General features: G+C 70.9%; 17 protein-coding genes and 1 pseudogene. 8 read left to right on the forward strand and 10 right to left on the reverse strand.

Annotated elements, in window-relative coordinates:
* Positions 1–23: 23 nt before the first annotated feature.
* A complete protein-coding gene (locus ACQPZF_RS09225; RefSeq protein ID WP_433270249.1) occupies positions 24–1,226 on the reverse strand; it encodes an MFS transporter in 1,203 nt (400 codons plus the stop codon).
* 82 nt (positions 1,227–1,308) lie between these two features.
* On the opposite strand from ACQPZF_RS09225, the gene ACQPZF_RS09230 reads away from it, so the two are divergent.
* Together ACQPZF_RS09230 and ACQPZF_RS09235 are read left to right on the forward strand one after the other, a co-directional pair.
* On the forward strand, positions 1,309–2,247 hold the full coding sequence (locus ACQPZF_RS09230) for a DUF3500 domain-containing protein (protein ID WP_433270251.1): 939 nt from the start codon (positions 1,309–1,311) through the stop codon (positions 2,245–2,247).
* Complete coding sequence (locus tag ACQPZF_RS09235) at positions 2,244–2,876, forward strand: endonuclease V (protein WP_433270253.1); 633 nt, start codon at positions 2,244–2,246, stop codon at positions 2,874–2,876. The genes ACQPZF_RS09230 and ACQPZF_RS09235 overlap by 4 nt, the downstream gene beginning before the upstream one ends.
* On the opposite strand, the gene ACQPZF_RS09240 is transcribed toward ACQPZF_RS09235, so the two are convergent.
* Together ACQPZF_RS09240 and ACQPZF_RS09245 are read right to left on the reverse strand one after the other, a co-directional pair.
* Complete coding sequence (locus ACQPZF_RS09240) at positions 2,864–4,084, reverse strand: 6-phospho-beta-glucosidase (RefSeq protein WP_433270255.1); 1,221 nt, start codon at positions 4,082–4,084, stop codon at positions 2,864–2,866. The two genes, ACQPZF_RS09235 and ACQPZF_RS09240, sit on opposite strands and share 13 nt — an antisense overlap.
* Positions 4,081–4,947 (reverse strand): LysR family transcriptional regulator, encoded by an 867-nt coding sequence (locus tag ACQPZF_RS09245; protein WP_433270257.1) that lies wholly within the window; start codon positions 4,945–4,947, stop codon positions 4,081–4,083. The genes ACQPZF_RS09240 and ACQPZF_RS09245 overlap by 4 nt, the downstream gene beginning before the upstream one ends.
* 134 nt (positions 4,948–5,081) lie before the next feature.
* Here ACQPZF_RS09245 and ACQPZF_RS09250 point away from each other — a divergent pair.
* Positions 5,082–5,462, forward strand: a pseudogene (locus ACQPZF_RS09250) (alpha/beta hydrolase fold domain-containing protein); the annotation flags it as partial.
* Complete coding sequence (locus tag ACQPZF_RS09255) at positions 5,462–6,610, forward strand: MFS transporter (RefSeq protein ID WP_433270259.1); 1,149 nt, start codon at positions 5,462–5,464, stop codon at positions 6,608–6,610. The pseudogene ACQPZF_RS09250 and the gene ACQPZF_RS09255, both read left to right, overlap by 1 nt.
* Here ACQPZF_RS09255 and add read toward each other — a convergent pair.
* A complete protein-coding gene (gene add, locus ACQPZF_RS09260; RefSeq protein WP_433270261.1) occupies positions 6,511–7,611 on the reverse strand; it encodes an adenosine deaminase in 1,101 nt (366 codons plus the stop codon). The genes ACQPZF_RS09255 and add overlap by 100 nt on opposite strands.
* A 159-nt stretch (positions 7,612–7,770) precedes the next feature.
* On the opposite strand from add, the gene ACQPZF_RS09265 reads away from it, so the two are divergent.
* Together ACQPZF_RS09265 and ACQPZF_RS09270 are read left to right on the forward strand one after the other, a co-directional pair.
* Positions 7,771–9,618, forward strand: a complete 1,848-nt coding sequence (locus tag ACQPZF_RS09265) for a Xaa-Pro dipeptidyl-peptidase (RefSeq protein WP_433270262.1) — start codon at positions 7,771–7,773, stop codon at positions 9,616–9,618.
* 269 nt (positions 9,619–9,887) lie between these two features.
* Positions 9,888–11,114 carry a DUF4192 domain-containing protein gene (locus ACQPZF_RS09270; protein ID WP_433270264.1) on the forward strand — a complete coding sequence of 409 codons (1,227 nt, stop codon included), beginning with the start codon at positions 9,888–9,890 and terminating at the stop codon, positions 11,112–11,114.
* 534 nt (positions 11,115–11,648) lie between these two features.
* Here ACQPZF_RS09270 and ACQPZF_RS09275 read toward each other — a convergent pair.
* The gene (locus ACQPZF_RS09275; protein WP_433274496.1) at positions 11,649–12,290 is read right to left on the reverse strand and encodes an ankyrin repeat domain-containing protein; all 642 of its coding nucleotides are present in this window, start codon (positions 12,288–12,290) and stop codon (positions 11,649–11,651) included.
* A gap of 359 nt (positions 12,291–12,649) precedes the next feature.
* Here ACQPZF_RS09275 and ACQPZF_RS09280 point away from each other — a divergent pair, with 359 nt between their 5' ends.
* Entirely contained in the window at positions 12,650–13,429 is a 780-nt protein-coding gene (locus ACQPZF_RS09280) for an aminoglycoside phosphotransferase family protein (protein ID WP_433270266.1), read from the forward strand.
* Here ACQPZF_RS09280 and ACQPZF_RS09285 read toward each other — a convergent pair.
* Genes ACQPZF_RS09285 through ACQPZF_RS09300 form a run of 4 tightly spaced genes read right to left on the reverse strand, consistent with a single transcriptional unit; the run spans position 13,426 to position 18,356 of the window.
* A complete protein-coding gene (locus tag ACQPZF_RS09285) occupies positions 13,426–15,489 on the reverse strand; it encodes a prolyl oligopeptidase family serine peptidase (RefSeq protein ID WP_433270267.1) in 2,064 nt (687 codons plus the stop codon). The two genes, ACQPZF_RS09280 and ACQPZF_RS09285, sit on opposite strands and share 4 nt — an antisense overlap.
* Complete coding sequence (gene galE, locus ACQPZF_RS09290; protein ID WP_433270269.1) at positions 15,489–16,451, reverse strand: UDP-glucose 4-epimerase GalE; 963 nt, start codon at positions 16,449–16,451, stop codon at positions 15,489–15,491. The genes ACQPZF_RS09285 and galE overlap by 1 nt, the downstream gene beginning before the upstream one ends.
* Positions 16,452–16,494: 43 nt before the next feature.
* Positions 16,495–17,667, reverse strand: coding sequence for a galactokinase (gene galK, locus ACQPZF_RS09295; RefSeq protein ID WP_433270271.1), 1,173 nt, complete (start codon positions 17,665–17,667; stop codon positions 16,495–16,497).
* Complete coding sequence (locus tag ACQPZF_RS09300) at positions 17,664–18,356, reverse strand: iron dependent repressor, metal binding and dimerization domain protein (protein WP_433270272.1); 693 nt, start codon at positions 18,354–18,356, stop codon at positions 17,664–17,666. The genes galK and ACQPZF_RS09300 overlap by 4 nt, the downstream gene beginning before the upstream one ends.
* A gap of 60 nt (positions 18,357–18,416) precedes the next feature.
* Between ACQPZF_RS09300 and ACQPZF_RS09305 the strand changes: the two genes are divergently transcribed.
* A complete protein-coding gene (locus ACQPZF_RS09305) occupies positions 18,417–19,265 on the forward strand; it encodes a sulfurtransferase (protein ID WP_433270274.1) in 849 nt (282 codons plus the stop codon).
* 540 nt (positions 19,266–19,805) lie between these two features.
* On the opposite strand, the gene ACQPZF_RS09310 is transcribed toward ACQPZF_RS09305, so the two are convergent.
* Entirely contained in the window at positions 19,806–20,381 is a 576-nt protein-coding gene (locus ACQPZF_RS09310; RefSeq protein WP_433270276.1) for a hypothetical protein, read from the reverse strand.
* Between the last annotated feature and the right edge of the window lie 70 nt (positions 20,382–20,451).

Genomic DNA, 20,451 nt, shown 5'->3' on the forward strand with positions numbered 1-20,451 from the left:
TCTATCACATATCGCGCGACGGGTCACCGGGTCTCACGGACGCGGCGCACGGGGGAGCGCGTGATGGCCACCGCCTGCCCGGCCAGCCCCGCGATCCCGGCCCAGATCGCGGTCCGGCTGCCCGCCGCGTCGGCCAGCACACCGCCCAGCGGCGCCCCGAGCACGATCATCCCCCGGTTGAGCGAGCGGATCGTGGCGTTCATGCGGCCCTGGAGGTGGTCCGGCGTGATCGCCTGGCGGTAGCCCATCTCGGGCGGGCTGTCCACGCCCACGCCGAAGCCCCAGCCGAACTGCGCGGCGCACAGCAGCACCAGGCCGGTGGTGGACGAGTCCGCGAACGGCACCGGCAGGTACGCCAGCGGGGTCAGCCAGCGGCCGAGGACGATCACCGGGCCGAAGCCCAGCCGGGTCGTGACGCGGCCGGACAGGGAGGCGCCGAGCACCGAGCCCACGCCGCCCAAGGCCAAGGTGAGGCCCAACTGGAACGCGTCGAAGCCCAGGTCGTCGAACACGAACTTCAGGTACACGGTGGTGACGATGCTGTTGAACAGGAACCACGCGTGCGACGTGACCGCGAGCGGCGCGAGGACGGGGTGGCGGTAGACCCAGGTCAGGCCCTCGCGCAGCTCGCGCTTGAGGTCGCGGGATGCGGGCGGGTTCACCTTCTCCGGCACGCGGAGGGTGGCCAGCACGAGGCCGGAGACGACGTACGACACCGCGTCGACCAGGATCGCGAAGGGTGCGCCGACGGCCTTGACCAGCCAGCCGGCGACCATCGGGCCGACCGTCTGGGCCGTGGCGCGGGTCTGCTCCATGCGGGCGTTCGCGGTGGTGAGCTGCTCGGCGGGGACGAGTTTCGGCAGGAACGACTGGTGTGCCGCGTCGTACACCAGCGACAGCGCGCCGAACACGGTCACCAGGGCGACGAGGCTCGGCATGGTGAGCGCGTCGACCGCGTGCAGCGTCGGGATCAGCCCCAGCACGGCCGCTCGGGCCAGGTCCGCGCCGACCAGGATCGGTCGGCGGCGGTAGCGGTCGACCAGGACGCCCGCCAACAGGCCGAACAGCAGGTACGGCACGAACGGCGCGGCACGCAGGACACCCAGCTCGGTGGTGGAGGCCTGGAGGACGTCCATGGCGAGGACCGCGAGCGCGATGGTGGTCACGTGGGTGCCGACGAGGGACACCGTGTCGGCGGCCCAGAAGCGGGCGAACGCTCGGGTCATGGCCCCATCGTCGCCGGTCGTCCGGACCACTCCGGAATCGCCACCTGCTGCTGCGCGATCCGAAGGCGGATAAGTTCGAGTGATGCTGCACGAGATCACCGAGGCCACGCGCGGCCTGCTCGGCCTGCTCGACGAAGGGCAGCGCGCGGTCGCGGTGCGTGCCGTCTCCGACGACGACCTGCGCAAACGGTGGGCCTACACACCCGGTCCACGGCCGGGCGTGGTGCTCGGCGAACTGGACCGCGAACAGCGCAAAGCCGTTCACCGCCTGCTGTCCTGCGTGCTCAGCCCGCACACGTACGCGCAGGTCACGACCGTGATGGCGCTGGAGGACGTGCTGGACGACCGCGAAGGCGGTCGCCGCGACCGGCACCAGGGCGACTACGCGACGGTCCTGTTCGGGGTGCCCGGCGCGGACGAGCCGTGGGGCTGGCGGTTCGAGGGGCACCACCTGTCGGTCAGCGTGCTGGTGGCCGACGGCCGCGTCTCGGCGACCCCCTTCTTCCTGGGCGCGAACCCGGCCCGGGTCACCTACCGGGGCCGCACGGTGGCGCAGCCGCTGCGGCTGGAGGAGGAGCTGGCCCGCGAGCTGCTGGACCGCATGGGCCGCACCGCGCGCGGTCTCGCCGTGGTGGCCGACCGGCCGCCGCCCGACCTGCGCACCGGCAACGCGCGGCACGTCGGCGACCTCGAACCGCTGGGCGTGACGCCTGCCCAGCTAGACCGCTCCTCCCGTGAGCTGCTGGTCGGGCTCGTGCGCTACTACCTCGACCGCCTGCACAGCGACCTCGCCGACGAGGAGTTCGACCAGCTCGACCCGGACCGCCTGCACTTCGCTTGGGAGGGTTCGGCGATGCGCGGTGCGGGCCACTACTACCGAATCCAGGGGCCGGAGTTGCTGATCGAGTACGACAACACCGCGAACGAGGCCAACCACGCGCATTCCGTGTGGCGCAGGAGGTCGGGCGACTTCGGCGACGACCTGCTCGCCGCGCACCGGGCGGCGGTGAGACACGAGTGAACCCCGAGGAAGCGGTCGCCGAGCAGGAACGGCTGCGTCCCCTGGTGCGGACGTCGGCCGATCCGGGGCTGGCCGTGCGGCTCGTGGCCGGGCTGGACGTCTCCTACGCCGACGACGACCGGCTGGCCGGTGCCGTCGTGGTGCTGGACGCGTCGACCCTGGAGACCGTCGACTCGGTGGTGGTGCGCGGGACGGCCGAATTCCCCTATCTGCCGGGCCTGTTCGCGTTCCGCGAGCTGCCGCCGCTGCTGCGGGCCCTGGCGAAGCTGACCGTCACCCCCGACCTGCTGGTGTGCGACGGGCAGGGGTTGGCGCACCCCAGGCGGTTCGGGCTGGCGTGCCACATCGGGGTGATGACCGACCTGCCGAGCGTCGGGGTGGCGAAGACGCCGATGGGGCGGTTCGACCAGCCCTCCGACGAACGGGGCGCGACCACGGATTTGGTGGAGGACGGCGAAGTCGTCGGGCGTGCGCTGCGGACCCGGGCCGGGGTCAAGCCGGTGTTCGTGTCCGTCGGGCACCGGATCGACCTGGACCGGGCGTGCGCCGAAGTACTGCGGCTGTGCGTCACCCGCCTGCCGGAGACGACCCGCCGCGCGGACGCGCTGGGCCGTGCTCAGCTCAGGTAGGCCAGCTCCGGGTGACGCCGGGCGTACGTGTCCAGCAGGTTTTTCGCGGTCGGCACCGAGTCGATCAGGGGGTGCAGTCCGAATGCCTTCAGGGCCGCTTGCCGCGTGCCCTCCATGACCAGCCGGTCCACGGCCTTCACCGACATGACCAGCCCGGCGGCGTGATCGGGCAGCGGGCTCACCGGCAACGGCGTCGCACCGGTCGCGTCGACCGTGCACGGCACCTCCACGATCGCGCTGTCATCCAAAATGGACAGAGTGGAGCCGTTGCGAACGTTGAGGATCAGCGTGGCGCGCTCGTCGTCGGCGATCGCGCGCATGAGCTTGAGCGCGACGTGCTCGTACCCGCCGCCCTCCAGCGAGTCGCGTTCCTGCTTCATGTAGGTGGCTTCACGCTCCAGCCTGGTCGTCTCCCAGTCCACCTCGCCGGCGTAGAAGCGCTTCTGTTGACGTAGCAGGAAAGCACCCCGGTCGTCGCCCAACGCGTCACGGGTGTCGTAGTAGTAGTGCAGGTACTCGTTCGGGATGACGCCCAGAGCCTGCAACCACTCCACGCCGAACAGCCGGCCCTCCTCGAAGGAACGCAACGCGTCCGCGTCGGCCAGCAGCCGGGGCAGCAGATTCTCCCCGCCGACCTGGACCCCTTGCAGCCAGCCGAGGTGGTTGAGCCCGGCGTAGTCGAAGGTCGCCTCGGTGACGTCGAGCGCGTGGGCCACCCGGCGGCACAGCCCGACCGGTGTATCGCAGATCCCGATCACCCGGGAGCCGAGGTGCTCCGCCATGACCTCGGTGATCAGCCCGGCGGGGTTGGTGAAGTTGATGACCCAGGCCTGCGGGGCGAGCCGGGCGACCCTCCGGGCGATGTCCCGCGCCACGGGGGCGGTGCGCAGTCCGTACGCGATGCCGCCCGCCCCGACGGTCTCCTGACCCAGCACGCCGTGCGCGTGCGCCACTTCCTCGTCGATCGCCCGCCCGGCGAGCCCGCCGACCCGGATCGCCGAGAACACGAAGTCCGCGCCGCGCAGCGCCTCGTCCAGGTCCGTGGTGACGCTGACCCGCGGCCCGCCGTGGAGCACCGCCCGGATGCTCGCGAGTCGCGTCGGGTCGACGTCGTGCAGCACGAGGTCGTCCACCCGCCCGTCCGCCGCCAACGCCTTGTGCACGAGCGGCACGCGGAACCCTCCGCCGCCCAGGATGACCAGCCTCATGCGTCCCATCCTGCCTGGGTGAGCAACCCGATGAACGCCGAGGTGAGCGGATCGGGGTCCTTGTGGCAGTACGCGACCAACCCGCGTCGCACCGGCGGGTCCGGCCGGAGCACCACCCCGTCGAACGTCTCCGGCAGCACGTTGCGCGGCACCAGCGCGGGCCCCAGCCCGGCGGCGGCCAGCACCGGCACGGTCGCGGTCTGCTCGGTCCGCACCGCCGCCCACGGCTGGAACCCGCGCTCCTGGCACGCCGCGTCGACCACGTCCGCCAGCCCGTTGCCGGGCGCGTAGTGCACCCAACCGTGGTCGGCGAACACCCGGAGGTCGACCGATCCCTCGTGCGGCGAGTCGGGCGGCACGACGACCACGAACTCCTCCACGCCCAGGCTCCGCGTGAAACCGGCCCACCCCGCCGGGTCCGGACCGATCGCCACATCCGCCTGCCCCTCGGCCATCGCCTCGCGCAGTTCGTCGGCGTGCCGGTGCTCGAACAGCCTGATCCGCACGTCCGGGTGCAGCGTGCGCCACTTCCGCAGCACGGGCGGCAGCGCGCCGAGCGTGAGCGAGTACACCGTGGCCACGTGCAGTTCGCCGCACTCCAGGCCGCCTGCGCGTCGGGCCGCCGTCAGGGCGCGCTCGGCGTCGGCCAGGGCCGCGCGCGCGAACGGCAACCACGCGCGGCCTGCCGGGGTGAGGCGGACGGCGCGCGGGAGCCGGTCCAGCAGGGGCGTGCCGACGGTGCGTTCCAATGCCCTGACCTGGTGGGACAGTGCCGGTTGCGTGACGTGCAGCAGTTCGGCGGCGCGCGTGAAGGAGCCTTCGTCCACGACGGTGACCAGGTACTCGAACTGCCGGAGCGTCATGAAGACAGTTTATGCTTTCGACAAAGAACATGCCTTGGACTTATGGCTGTGTCGATTCGATGATCGATCCATGGCACTGAACGAACAAGCCCGCGCCGCGCTGGAGAAGATGGCGGGCGCGGCCCTCGGCCGGCCTTCCAATCCTGGTCTACCCGCCGTTGGACATCGACTTCTCCACACCATCCTATGTGGACAACGCCGTCGGCTACGGCTTGCAGCGCGGGGGGATGCGCTGGTTCTGGTCGCACTACCTGAACGGGCAGGAGCCGACCGGGCTCGCGGCCCCGCTGCGCGCGTCGTTGGAGGGCCTGCCGCCCGCGTTCGTGGGGCTCGCCGAGCACGACCCGGTGCGTTCCGACGGCGAGCGTTACGCCGAAAAGCTCGCCGCGGCAGGTGTTCCGGTGCACGTGCGGCGTTTCGACGGCGCCATCCACGGGTTCGTCCTGATGGACGGCGAGTTGGACGAGCTGGGTGTGCTGCTCGGCGAAGTCGCGTCCTGGCTGGGCGAACTCTGATGCCGCTCGCACTGGTCGCGCTGGCCATCGGCGCGTTCGGCATCGGCACCACGGAGTTCGTGATCGTCGGCCTGCTGCCGCAGGTCGCGGCCGACCTCGACGTGTCGATCCCGGCCGCCGGGCTGCTGGTGTCGGGTTACGCGCTGAGCGTCGTGGTCGGCGCTCCGCTGATCACCGCCGGCGGCTCCCGCCTGCCGCGCAAGCGGATGCTGGTCGGGCTGATGGTGTTGTTCATCCTGGGCAACGTGTTGTCCGCGGTGGCGGACAGCTACTTCCTGCTGATGGTCGGCCGCGTGGTCGCGGCGTTGTGCCACGGGGCGTTCTTCGGCGTCGGCGCGGTGGTGGCGTCCGGTCTGGTCGCCCCGGAACGGCGGGCGCGGGCGATCGCGCTGATGTTCACCGGGCTGACCGTGGCGAACGTCCTGGGCGTGCCGATGGGCACGGCGCTGGGGCAGGAGTCCGGCTGGCGCTCGACGTTCTGGGCAGTGACCGCGCTCGGGATCGTCGGGCTGGTCGGGATCGTCGCGCTGGTGCCGCCGCAGCCCGCGTCCGAGGGACTGCGCGGCGAGCTGGAGGTGTTCCGGCGGCCCGGCGTGTGGCTGGCGTTGGGCACCACGGCATTGGGGTTCGGCGCGGTGTTCGCGTCGTTCACCTACATCGCGCCGATGATGACCGAGGTGGCCGGGTTCCCGCCGGGCGCGGTGACGTGGCTGCTGGTGCTGTTCGGGGCGGGGCTGTGCGTCGGGAACGTGCTGGGCGGGCGTGCGGCGGACCGGAGCCTGATGCCGAGCCTGTACGTGATCCTGGCCGCCTTGGTGGTCGTGCTGGTGGCCTTCGTGTTCACCGCGCAGTCCCAACTCCTCGGTGCGGTGACGATCGCGTTGCTGGGGGTGGCGGGGTTCGCGACCGTCGCGCCGTTGCAGAGCCGCGTGCTGCAACAGGCCGAGGGCGCGCCCGCGCTCGCGTCGGCGGCGAACATCGCCGCGTTCAACCTGGGCAACGCGGCGGGCGCGTGGTTCGGCGGCGTCGCCATCGACGCCGGGTTCGGCTACACCGCGCCGAACTGGGTGGCCGCGCTGATGGCGTCGGCGGCGCTCGCGGTGGCGGTGGCGAGCGGACGGGTCAGGACGCCTGTTCGGTCGCGGTGATCCCGGCGAGGAGTTCGGCCTTGCGCCGGTCGGAGGCGAAACTGGCGTGCACGCCGGCTCGGGCGAGGTCCGCCAGCTCGGGCGAGGTCCGCCAGCTCGCTCCGGCCCAGGCCGAACTCCTCGTGGCACAACAGGTATTCGCGGTTCAGGTCGGTGTGGAACATGCCGGGGTCGTCGGTGGCCAGCGTGACCGGGACGCCCGCCTCCAGCAGGCGGGGGAGCGGGTGGTCCTCGATCCTTTCGACGGCGGCCGTGCGGAGGTTCGACGTCGGGCACACCTCCAGGGTGATGCGGTGGTCCCTCAGGTGCGCCAGGAGTTCCGGGTCGCGCACGGCGCTGGTCCCGTGGCCCACCCGCACCGCCTTCAGGTCGGTCACGGCCTCCCAGATCTGGTCCGGCCCGGTGGTCTCGCCCGCGTGCGGGACGCAGTGCAGCCCGGCGTCGTGGGCCTGGGCGAACGCCTCGCGGAACGCCCGGCGCGGCGCGTCGGCCTCGAAACCGCCCACCCCGAAGCCCACCGTGCCGTCCGGGCGGTGGTCGATCGCGTACCGGGCGCTGGTGAGGCCGAAATCGCGATCCCACAAGCCGGGAATGTCGAACACCCACGCCAGTTCGACGTCGTGCTTCGCCAGGGCCTCGGCGCGGCTCTCGGCCAGCGCCTCGTCCAGCTCGTCCGGCGCGATGCCCGCCCGCAGGTGGCTGGTCGCGCTCACGGTGACCTCGGCGTAGCGGACGTTGCGCCGCGCCTGCTCCTCCGCCAGCCCCAGGACCAGCGCCGCGACGTCGTCTCCCGTCGTCACCAGGGCGTTCACCTTGGCGTACACGTCGATGAAGTGGCCGAAGCCGGTGAACTCGTAGAACCTCCGGAGTGCGGCCTCGTCGACGGGCACTCCCCGGTCGGGGTGCCGGCGGGCGAGGGTCAGGACGGTGTCGGGGGACGCTGAGCCGACGAGGTGGACGTGCAGCTCCACCTTGGGCAGCGCGGCGATGAATTCACGCATGGCGCGGGGGAGTCTGCACGTCCGGTCCGCGCTGGTCAAGACGCCGATAGTCGGGTCTTCACGTAGTGTCCACAGTGGACCCGGGTGGCCCTTGACACGTCTTGCGGGAGCGGGGGAGGGTCTGCACCGACCTGTCCTGGACATGATGGGGGAACAGCCGTGAAGGGTGTTCGGAGAGCCGCGGTGCTGGCGGCTCTGGCAACGCTGCCGCTGGGCCTGCTGCCCGCGGTGGCCTCGGCGGCCCCGGAGGGCCCGGTGTTCAAGGACGGCGAGGCGCAAGCCGTCTTCGACCCGAAGGACGTGGTGAAGGAGAGCGTCTGGGTCCGTGCGCCGGTCGACAGCGACCGCGACGGGCGGGACGACGAGGTCTACGCCGAAGTGGTGCGGCAGGCCGCCACCACCCGGGGTCTCAAGGTGCCGGTGGTGTTCTTCAACAGCCCGTACTTCTCCGGCGGCAACAACGTGCCGAACCACAACGTCGACGTCGAGCTGTACGTGCCCGACCGGCGCGGCGGCTACGACAAGCGCGACGGGTCGCTGCTGAAGGCCGAGGCGGACGAGCGGATCGCGGCGGCCGTCGGGCCCAACGCCGGCCCCATCACGTCGACGCGGTACGAGGCGTACTTCATCTCGCGCGGGTTCGCCATGGTGTACGCGGAATCGCTGGGCACCGGCAAGTCGAGCGGCTGCCCCACCTCCGGTGGCCGCAACGAGACCATCGGGTCCAAGTCGGTCATCGACTGGCTCAACGGGCGCACCACGGCGCGTGACGCGTCCGGCGCGTCGGTGAAGGCCTCCTGGTCCACCGGCAAGGTGGGCATGATGGGCGTGTCCTACAACGGCACCCTGCCCAACGCCGTGGCGTCGACCGGGGTCGAGGGGCTGGAGGCCATCGTGCCGATCGCGGCCATCTCGAGCTGGTACGACTACTACCGCGCCGATGGCGCCGTCGTCGCGCCCGGCACGTACCAGGGCGAGGACCTGGATGTGCTCGCGAAGTACGTGTACTCGCGTGACGACAAGGAGATCTGCAAGCCGGTGATCGCCGAGATCGAGGCCCGGCAGGACCGGGTGACCGGCGACTACAGCCCGTTCTGGGACGAGCGGAACTACGTGAAGGACGCGCACCGCGTGAAGGCCGCAGTGCTGGCCGTGCACGGGCTGGGCGACTGGAACGTCAAGGTGAAGCACGTCGCGCAGTGGTACGAGGCGTTGCGGCGCAACGGGGTCGAGCACAAGATCTGGCTGCACCAGTCCGGTCACACCGACCCGGACACGCTGCGGTCCGCGGAGTGGCGACGCACCATCAACCGGTGGTTCAGCCACTACCTGTACGGGATCGACAACGGCATCGAGAAGGAGCCGAAGTCGACCATCCAGCGCGAGGACCGGACGACGTGGGTGGACGAGGCGGACTGGCCCGCTCCGGGCACGTCGACGGCCCGGCTGTTCCCGTGGGCCGGCGGTTCGGCTAAGGGCGCGCTGCGGTCGTCCGCCGTGCCCGGTCGGCCTGTGGTGGAGTCGTTGCGGGATGACTCGTCCAAGCTCTCCGAGGACCTGATCGACCTGCCCAGCTCGGGCAACCGGTTGTCGTACGCGACCCGTGCGTCGTCCTCGCCGTTGCGGTTGTCGGGTACGGCCCGGGTGAACCTGGCGGTGTCGTTCGACCGGCCGGCGGCGAACGTGACGGCGCTGCTGGTGGACCGTGCGCCGGACGGGACCAGCCACGTGATCACGCGCGGGTGGACCGATCCGCAGAACCGGCTCAGCCCGTCGAAGACGAAGCCGGTCAAGCCCGGTCACCGGTACCGGATCGAGGTCGACCTGGAGCCGCAGGACTACATCGTGCCCGCCGGGCACTCCGTGGAGTTCGTGCTGATCTCCAGCGACTACGACTACACGCTGCGGCCGAAGCCGGGCGCGGGGCTGTCGATCGACCTGACGTCCACGGTGGTGGAGCTCCCGGTGGTCGGCGGTTCACCGGCGTTGCGTCGTTCGGTTGGTTAGGAGCCATTCATGCCCCGGTAAGCCTCCACCTTGACGGCTGAGCGCGGTCCGATCGCCGCACCTGACGAGTAGGGCGTCCTCGGGCGTGTGGTGGCTGCCACTGCTGATTGTTCTGCCTCTACCGCTCCCCCCTGATCCACCTCAGGGGGGAGCGGTTCTCTTTATCCAGGGTTCCTTTCGCCACGCACGAATGGGTGACGCCGCCAAGTTGTCCACAATCGGGCAATCAGCAGTGGCACCCCTCCCACCAACCACCCAAGATCGAACCCATGACATCCCCCACCAAACCCGCCGGCCACCTCCGCACCCCGGGCGACCTGATCGCCGCACTGCCGTACCTGCTCGGATTCCACCCCACCGAGTCCCTGGTCCTGATCCTGTCGCAGGAAGGCCTGATAGCGCAGACCCTCCGCATAGACCTGCCACCGACGAGGAACGACCGCAGAGTCGCCGACGAGTTGGCGGCGCCCCTGCACGGCCAACCCGACCTGCGGGTGGTCGTGCTGGTGATCGGCGGCGGGCGCGGCGACCCACCCGAAGACCTGCCACGGGAGCACCTGGTCGCACACCTGGAGGCGGCCTTGGCGTACGCCGGCGTCCCCGTGACCTGCGCGGCTTGGTCACCCGCCACGGCGAAGGGCTCCCCGTGGCTCAGCTACCACGACCTGGGCGACACGGGAACCGTGCCGGACCCGACGACCACCACCGTGGCGGCGAAGACGGTAGCCCAAGGCCTGGTAACCCACCGCGACCGAGAGGCCTTGGCCGCGACGCTGGCCCCGGACCCGGAAGAGGCGCTGTCCCGGAGGTCGGCGCTGCTGGACCAACTGGCGGCCGACGCGGAGATCCACGACTACGACGACCCCAAAACCATGATCCGCCACCGAGACCTGGTCCGAGCCGAGGTGATAAGGGCAAAAGACCGAAACCGTCCGTTGACCGACCTGGAGATCGCACACCTGGCATACGCCCTGTCCGACCTGTGGGTGCGCGACGCGAGCCTGGCCGATGCGATCGGCGAACACGCCCTGGACGCCGAACGCCTGTGGACAGAACTGACCCGATCAACCCCACACCCGGAAATGGCGGAACCAGCGGCCCTGCTGGCATTCTCGGCCTACATCCGAGGAGACGGCGCCCTGACCCAATTGGCACTGGACCGAGCCCAAGAAGCCATGCCAGGCCACCGCCTATCGGTGCTACTACGCACCGCGCTGGAAAACGGAATGCCCCCAACCACCGTCAGGGACTTGGCTGAACGAGCCGCCAACGCCCCTTGGTTCCCCACCGCCGCCGACCTGGAAGACAACGCTCACGTCGAGACTGAAGCCGACAACACCGACGCACAACCGACCGCACCAACGAGAAGGGCAAACCCACCGAAGCTCCCGGACTCCCCGAAGCTCCCGGACTCCCCGAAGCTCCCGGCCCCACCGAAGCCCCCAAACCCGCCAAAGCCACCCGACCCACCCGACCCGCGCCCAACACCGGCCTAGCGGCCACCCATCCAAGAGGCCAGTCGACCACCGCAGCCCGCGCATCCGCCCCAGCCCAGCCCACCGGCCCCCAGCTCACCGGCCCCAGCCCGCTGGCCCCCGCCCACCCGTAACCCCGCCTACCCGCCACTCCAGCCCATCCACCGTCCCTGCCCACCCACCCACCCACCAAGCCGTGCGCCAGCACACAAGCCGGGCCTCGTGTTCTCCCCGTATGGCCTGCCCGCAGGGAACCGCGCTTGTCCAGGGAGCGCAAGCACGCTTTTCGCTTGCGCTCCCTGGACAAGGGTGGTGGTCTTTGACCAGGCCATACGGGGAGAACACGACGCCCTACCCACTCCTTGGCGGCCTGCCCAGCGGCGAGCGACGCTTGAAAGCTCCAGACGAAAGACCACCCGCTCCACAAACACCAAGCCCCCACAGTTCCGGTGGTGTGCCACCCCGGCATACGTTCCCGGCCGGGCGGACCCAGGGTTCCAGTCGCGGCGGTTCCCAGCGACGCCTGGCAGAGCTGGAAAGGACATTGGCTCTAGGTCATAGACGAGCCTGCACGTGCGACGGGTCGGCACCCCGGGCGAGCAGGTGCCGCACACTGGCCATGCGGCCGTTCGTCGTAGCCAAGCGCAAAGCCTGACGCCCCCACAGCGCGTCCGCAGCGTCGATAGGCGTGCCGGCCAGTAGGAGCTGGTCGATCACGTCGAGACGTTCATGATCGGCGGCCATCACCAACGCACGAACCTTCTCCTGCACCGACACATCGTGCATCGACACATCCTGTACCGACACATCCTGCACAGACACACCCTGCACCGAAACCTGGAGCCACCCGGTGATATCGCCGACCGCAGCAGCCTCGGCGAGCCCGTCAACCCGGGCACCGGCCCTGGCGAGCACGTCAACCACGCCGGTCATGCCGAACACCGCCGCATGCCGCAACGCCGTGCCGCCAGGCACGCCACCGGAGTCGGCCGCAGCGGTCGCGTCGAGGTTCGCGCCCGCCGCGATCAGGACCTCGGCGACCTCGACGTCGCCGTAACTGGCCGCCGTGATCAACGGGGTTTCCCGATCCCCGGGTCGCCCGTCGACCGGCGCGCCGGCGTCGATCAACGTCCGGGCCAACGCGCCGGTGCCGGGCACGTCACGCCACACCTTGCCGACCGTGTCGTAGCGGAGCATGGCCACGTACGCGAGCGGAGTCGTGTCGGCGGGGTGGTCCTGCCAGTCGCCCAACGGCTCAGTCGCCGCCGCTGGGTGGCGGGCGAGGATGGCGGTCAACCGATCGACGTCACAGTCACGGACCGCCTGGACCAGTTCCTCGGTTCGACGCCGCACCTTTTTGAGGTCGACCTCCGCCGGACGATCGGTCACGACGCCTCCTTCGGCCACCCGCGTTCGATCCGGAACGCGGTTCGTCCGGCCCCGTCGAAGGGACCGACCTCGGCCATGATGGTGGTCGGGATCGACCCTCACAAGCGTTCGAAGCGACGAGCCCACGGGATCGGCGACGCGTCCGGCCGTGACGCTAGCGTGCGAGTGTGGGAGAGCGGAAGATCGTTATCGACGGCGGGCGGGTGTCACGACCTGCCGGGTGGTGGAGCCCGACCGTCCACGCGTTGTTGGAGCACCTGCACGGCGTGGGCTTCGACCGGGTGCCCAAGCCGCTCGGGCTGAGCGGCGGCCGGGAGGTGTTGACGCACATTCCCGGCGACTCCGGACCTGCCGGCTGGGCACGGGTAGCGGAGCCGCAAGGGCTGCGGGCGTTTGCCCGGTTGCTCAGGGACTTTCACGAGGCGTCACGGGGTTTCGTCGTGGACGACGCTGTTTGGGCCCTGCCGAGCAACGGGATATCCGGCGTGACATCCGAGGTCGCGTCCGGCGTGATATCCGAGGTCGCGTCCGGCGTGATCTGTCACGGGGATTTCGGGCCCTGGAACGTGGTCTGGGACGGGCTGGTGCCGGTCGGCTTGCTGGACTTCGACTTCGCCCGCCCCGGCGACCCGTTGGACGACGTCGCCTACGCGCTGGAGTACGTCGCACCCTTCCGGGACGATGGCGAAGCCGTGCGCTGGCACGGCTTCGCCACCCCGCCTGACCGGCGGGCCCGGATCGAGGTCTTCGCCCGGGCGTACGGGCTTCCCGACACCACCGGTCTGGTCGACGCCGTCATCCGACGGCAGGAACAGACCATCAGGGACGTCGAACTGCTGGCCCGACGGGGAGTCGAGCCTCAGCGGACCTGGGTTCGGGACGGTGTGGTGGACGTCCTCGGAGGACGGGTCGAGTGGAGTCGGCGGAATCGCGGGCTGGTGGGCTAGAGGAGGTCCGGGCGGCGCCAGGGCTCGTCCAGGACGTGTTCCGCCAGGAAGGCGAAGATCGTCTCGTACCAGACCTTGGCGTTGCCGGGGGTCAGTATCCAGTGGTTCTCGGTCGGGAAGTACAGGAACTTCGCGGGCACGCCGTGCCGCACCAGGTCGAAGTACAGGCGTTGGCCTTCGCCGATCGGGACGCGGTAGTCCTTGTCGCCGTGGATGACGAGCATGGGCGTCTTGATGTCCGCCGCCCGCAGGTGCGGGGAGTTCGCGTGCACCTGTTCCCGCTGGCGCAGCGGATCGCCCATCTCCCTGATCCAGTAGTACGAGTCGTCCGTCGTCCCCGTGAACGCGTCGAGGTGCCACAACGACGCATGGGTCACGATGGCCTTGAAGCGGTCGGTCCGGGTGGCGATCCAGTTCGCCATGTACCCGCCGAACGAGCCGCCCATCGCCGCTGTCCGGCTGTCGTCGATGTCGTCGCGCCGCACGGCCACGTCGGTGATCGCCATCAGATCCGTGTACGGCTTCGCGCCCCAGCTTCCCCAGCCCGCCTGGATGAACTCCGGGCCGTAGCCGGTCGACAGGGCCGGGTCCGGGAGCAGGACGGCGTAACCCTTGGCCGCCATCAGCCACGGGTTCCAGCGCCAGCTCCAGCCGCTCCAGCTCATCACCGGGCCGCCGTGCACCCACAGCAGCAGCGGCGCGGGCTGGTCCGGGGTGCAGCCGGTCGGCAGCACCAGCCACGCCCGGACAGTGCGGCCGTCCTCGGCCACCGTCTCGATCTCGGTCACGGTGCCCGGCAGGGACTCGACCGTGCCGGGGGCGGGCAGCGGCGCGGCCTCCTGGTCGGGCAGCGCCAACGCCAGCCGCACCGGTTGCGGGGCCTGGTCGAGCGCGTTGCGCAGCGCGTAGACGTGGTCCGTCCCGACCTGCACGTCGGTGTACGCGCCGGACGCGGTCAGCTTGATCAGCTCGCCCGACGCCAGGTCCACCCGCCAGATCGGCTGGTGGCCCCGGTGCGAGCTGGTGAAGTACACCGCCGCGCCGTCCGGGCTGACCACCGGGTGCTCGGGCTCCTCGGCGAAGTCCGGCGCCAGTTCGGTGATCGTGCCGTCCAGGGAGATGGCGACCAGCGCGTTGCGCCACGCCCGGTCCGGGGTCGAGTCGAACGTCCGGATCGCGATCACGCCCGACGAGTCCGCCCGGAACGTGGCGTGCCCGAACGAGTGCCCCTCCACGTCCGCCAGCACGCGGCTGGAGGTGCCGTCCGCCGACGTCAGCCGCAGGCGCACCCGCCCGCCGTAGGCCGCGCTCACGCCCACCTGCTCGGTGTGCACGACCCACCGGCCGTCCGGGCTGATCGCGGCCGAGTCGTCCAGCCTCGCCGCCGCCTCCGGGGTCAGGTCCACCAGGCTCGCCGCGTCCAGCCGCTCCCGCGCCGGGTCGCACGACCCGGTGAGCAGCCTCGGGTAGGTCGGGCCGAGGTCGGCGTCCCAGTACCTGACCGGGTAGGACTCGTGCAGGATGGCGGTGACGCCGGCGTCCTCGCGGGACTTGCGCAGGGCTTCGTCGGCCTCGCCGAACTCGGCCGTCGGGTGCGCTCCGGCGGTCAGCAGCAGCGTCCCCGAGTCACGGGCCACCGCCACGCGCTCCACGCCGCCGGTCGGCCGGTACAGCTCGCGGGCCTCGCCGACCGGGGGCAGCAGCCACAGCGCGGTCTTGTCCTTCGGCTTGCCGGCGGCGGGCTTCGCCTCCTGGTCGGGGCGGGCGGACAGGAACAGCAGCGAGCCGTCCGGCGTGAACACCGGGCTCGACTCGCCCTTCGCCGCACGGGTCAGGCGGCGCGCGGGGCGGTTCCCCGTCGGGTCGACCTCCCACAGCGCGCCCTGCCACGTCTTGCCGTCCGGCGACAGTTCCGACACCACCGTCACCAGCCGCGTGCCGTCCGGGGACAGCGCGAGCGACGCCAGCCGGGGCATCGCGGTGAACGAGGACAGGTCGGCGAAGTCCTCCGCCCGGATCGCGTCGCTTGTCGCGCCTCCCGACTGGCTCGCGCCGGTCATCACGCCTCCTGCCGGGACCGGGTGAACTCCCACGCGTCGCGCACGATGCCGGCCAGGTCCACCCGCTCGGCCTTCCAGCCGAGTTCGGTCCGCGCGCGTTCGGCCGACGCCACCAGCACCGCCGGGTCGCCCGAGCGGCGCGGCGCCACGTCCGCCGGGATCGGGTGGCCGGTGACCTCGCGGCACGCGTCGATGACCTGCTTCACCGAGAAGCCGACGCCGATGCCCAGGTTGTAGATGCGGTGCTCGCCGCCGGTCGCGTGGGCGAGGGCCTTCAGGTGCGCGTCGGCCAGGTCGACCACGTGGATGTAGTCCCGCACGCAGGTGCCGTCCTCGGTCGGGTAGTCGTCGCCGTACATCGCGACCTTCTCCCGCTTGCCCGAGGCCACCTGCAACACGATCGGGATCAGGTGGGTCTCCGTCGCGTGCCGCTCGCCGAACCGCCCGTACGCGCCCGCCACGTTGAAGTACCGCAGGCTCACCGCCGCCAGGCCGTGCGCGGTCGCGTAGCCGGTGATGGCGTGGTCGATCGCGAGCTTCGTCGCGCCGTACGTGTTCGTCGGCCGGGTCGGCGCGGTCTCCACGATCGGCACCTCGTCCGGCTCGCCGTAGGTCGCGGCGGTGGAGGAGAACACCAGGCGCGGCGTGCCGTGCTCGCGCATCGCGTCCAGCAGCCGCAGCGACGTCACGACGTTGCCCTGCCAGTACTTCGCCGGGTTCTCCTGCGACTCGCCGACCAGCGACTTCGCCGCGAAGTGCAGCACGCCGTCGAAGCCCTCGGCGAGCACCGAGCCGATCACGTCGTCGATGTCCTCGGCGATCAGCCGGACGCCGTCGGGGACCGCGTCGGCGTGCCCGGTGGACAGGTCGTCGAGCACGACCACCTCGTGGCCGGACTCGACCAGCCGAGCCGCGCACACGCTGCCGACGTACCCCGCTCCGCCCGTGACGAGCAGCTTCACCGTGATCCCCGCTTTCGTCGTGCCTGCTTGTCAGTCGTCCCGCTCAGTCGTCCCGCGCGGCGCCCGCGGAGGGCACGGCCGGGAAAGTCCGGGGCGTGGCCCAGCCACGCTCCGCGTAGGCGGCGAGCACCCGCCGCACGACCGCGTCGTGCCGTTCGACCGGCACCAGCGCGATGGCCGAGCCGCCGAACCCGCCGCCGGTCATCCGTGCGCCCAGCGCGCCCTCGGCCAGCGCCGAGCCCACCGCGACGTCCAGCTCCGGGCACGACACCCGGTAGTCGTCGCGCAGGCTCTCGTGCGACGCCACGAGCAGCGGGCCCAGGTCGGCCACCCTGCCGGCGCGCAGCGCGTCGACCGCGCGCAGCACCCGCTCGTTCTCCGTCACCACGTGCCTGACCAGCGGCTGGAGTTCGGCGGGCAGCCGGGGCAGGGCCTCGTCCAGTTCCGCGGTGTCCACGTCGCGCAACGCCGGCCCGCCCAGCAGCGCGGCGGCCCGCTCGCAGCCCGCCCGCCGCGCGCCGTAGCCACCGTCGGTGTGCGAGTGGCTCGCCCGCGTGTCGATCACCAGCACTTCGAGGCCCTGCACGGCCGCGTCGAACGGCACCTGCTCGGCCTTGCCCGACCGCACGTCCAGGAACAGCACGTTCGCCTCGGTGCACAGCAGCGACGCGGTCTGGTCGAGCAGCCCGGTCGGCGCGCCCACGAAGTCGTTCTCCGCCCGCTGCACCCAGCGCGCGATCTCCGGCCGGTCCTCGGGCACACCCGCCAGACCGAGCAGCGCCAACGCCACCGCGCACTCCAGCGCGTGCGACGACGACAGGCCCGCGCCCGCCGGCACGTCACCCGCGATGACCAGATCCGCCCCCGCCGTGACGCCCTGCGAGCGCAGCACCCACGCCACACCGGACGGGTAGGCGGCCCAGCCGGACACACGGCCCGGTTCGAGGTCGGCCACCGCGATCGGCTCGGCGTGCCGGGCAGCACCGTCGTCGCCCAGCGTCGACACCGTCAGCACGCCGTCGGCGCGCGGCGACGCGGCCACCGCCGTGCGGTGGGGCAGCGCGAAGGGCAGCACGAAACCGTCGTTGTAGTCGGTGTGCTCACCGATCAGGTTCACCCGGCCGGGCGCGGACCACACACCGCGCGGCGCGACGCCGCGCAGCTCCTCGAACGCGGCGGCGGCCCGCCGCGCCTGGTCCCCGCCGGCCGGACTCACCTCGCCTGCACCAGCACGGCGTGCGCCACCGACGGCAGCAACGCGGCCGTCGTGCCGTTGCCGCGCACCTGGACCACCTTCGCCCCACCCATCGAGTCGACGTCCACCGTGCCGCCGGGCACCACACCGGCCGCTTTGAGTTCCGCCATCAGGTCCGGGTCGAGCTGCACGTGCTCGGCGATCCGCCGAACCTCCACCCGACCGCCGCCGCGCCGCGCGACCTCGTCCACGCGGACCAGGCCCGCCTCGGCGGGCGGCGCGGGCTCGCCGTCGCCCAACTTGTCCAGACCGGGGATGGGGTTGCCGTAGGGGGAGGTGGTGGGGTTGCCCAGCAGCTTGACCAGCTTGCGCTCGACGGCCTCGCTCATCACGTGCTCCCAGCGGCACGCCTCGCTGTGCACGTGCTCCCACTCCAAGCCGATGATGTCGACGAGCAGCCGCTCGGCGAGCCGGTGCTTGCGCATCACGGCGATGGCCAGCCCGCGCCCCTGCTCGGTGAGCTCCAGGTGGCGGTCGTCGGCGACGATGACGAGCCCGTCGCGCTCCATCCGCCCCACGGTCTGGCTCACCGTGGGTCCACTCTGACCAAGCCGCTCGGCGATGCGCGCGCGCAGCGGCACAACGCCCTCTTCTTCGAGCTCGTAGATCGTGCGGAGGTACATCTCGGTGGTGTCGATGAGGTCGTTCACACCCGCTCCCCTTCGTATGCTGCCATGCTAGTCGCCCGGTAACGGGTGCAGGATGGTGCCGTGCATCCATTGATCAGCACCGAAGCCCTGGCCACCGCACTGGCCGGCGCCACTCCCCCGGTCGTGGTGGACGTCCGCTGGCGCTTGGGCGGACCTCCAGGACGTCAAGACTACGAGGTCGGACACATCCCCAGCGCGCACTACCTCGACCTGGACACCGACCTGTCATCAGCACCAGGAGCCGGCGGCCGTCATCCACTGCCGTCCACGGAGGACTTGCAACGCGTCCTGCGCTCCGCCGGCGTAGCCGAAGGTCACCCGGTCGTGGCCTACGACGGAGGCGACGGATCGGTCGCGGCACGGCTGTGGTGGCTGCTGAGGTGGGCCGGCCACCGCGAGGTCGCAGTGCTGGACGGCGGATTCGCGGCATGGTCCGCCGAGGGCCGTCCGGTCACAACCGAGGTCACACGACCACAACCGGGGAACATCGTCGTCACCCCGGGCACGATGCCCGTCGTGGACGCGGAGGAAGCCGCGACACTCGCCCAGGACGGAGTGCTGCTCGACGCACGGGCAGCCCAACGCTACCGAGGCGAAACCGAACCCATCGACCCACGCGCGGGCCACATCCCAGGCGCCCTCAACGCACCGTCCACCGAACACGTGGACGACAAGGGCCGCTGGCTCGACCCGGCCGCGCTCGGCGAACGGTTCAAGGGACTCGGTGTGCAACAGGACACCCGGGTAGGCGCTTACTGCGGCTCGGGCGTCACGGCATCGTCAGTCGTACTTGCACTGGAAGTGGCCGGCATCACCACCGCAGATAAACCGGCCGAACTCTACGCGGGCTCGTGGTCACACTGGTGCACCGACCCGACCCGAGACATCGCGACCGGCCCAACCCCATAACCCCATAACCCCGAAAGCCACCAGCCGCTTGAGCCGTGGCGCGCTCCGCGCTCTTGCCCTTGGCGCGCGCAGCGCGCACACCGGTCGGTGGGCTGCGTGTCATCCCCGTATGGCCTGCCCGCAGGGAACCGCGCTTTTCCTGGGAATGCAAGCACGCTTTTCGCTTGCATTCCCAGGAAAAGGGTGGTTGTCTTTGACCAGGTTATGCGGGGATGGCGCGACGCCCGAGTCCTGCTTTTGTGTACATCCTTGGCGGCCTGCCTGTCCGGCGAGGACTCTTTTAGCTTTTCGTCTAAAGATCAAAAGCGACGCTCGCCGCTTGGCAGGCCTCCGGGGAGGAAGGGCAAGGCGTCGTGTTCTCCCCGTATGGCCTGGTCAAAAGACAACCACCCTTGTCCAGGGAGCGCAAGCGAAAAGCGTGCTTGCGCTCCCTGGACAAGCGCGGTTCCCTGCGGGCAGGCCATACGGGGAGAACACGAGGCCCCTTTGTGTGCTCGCGCAGGCTTCAAGTCGGTGTGCTTGCGCGCAGGCCTCGGCTGGTCAGGCGTTGGGGATCTTTTCGAAGCCCTTCGTGGCGAGCTTCAAGGCCACCTCGCAAGGGTCGAAGGTATCGATCGGGGTCACGCTGGCCAGGAATGCCGGGGTGATTTCCTCCGGGTCGTCGGTCAGCATGACCAGGACGGAACAGTCCCCGCCGTTCTCCTTGACCTCGTAAGCGGTGTTGCCGCCGACGGTGATTTCGCGGGCTTGGCCCTCGTATTCGGCGAAGGTGACCATGAACAGGACTACCGCGAGGGGTTCCTCGGTGCTCTGCACGCAGCCCTTTTCGCCGGCCTTCTTCGCGCCGATGGCGGCGGCCACCTCGTCCGGGGTGAGGATGTCGCAGTCCTCGTAGCCGGAGGTCTTCTTCTTCGTGCCGATTTTCACCGTGCCGGCGGGCTTGGTGCCGGAGGTCGGTGTGCCGGCGGACGAGCTTTCCTTCTTGCCGCTGGTCGACGACCTGGTCGACGAGGGCTTGCCGGAGGTGGTTTTGCCGCTGCTCGCGCCGCCCGCTGCCGGCACTGCCGAGCCGGCTACCGTCGTCGCGCACGCGGAGAGAGCGAGCGTGGCGGCCAACGCCAGCGTGGCCGTCAGGGTGGAGGCTCGTCGCAGGTGCATGTGTGTCAGACCCCGTTCCGACGCGCGG

Source organism: Actinosynnema sp. CS-041913 (assembly GCF_050942485.1).
Taxonomy (GTDB): domain Bacteria; phylum Actinomycetota; class Actinomycetes; order Mycobacteriales; family Pseudonocardiaceae; genus Actinosynnema.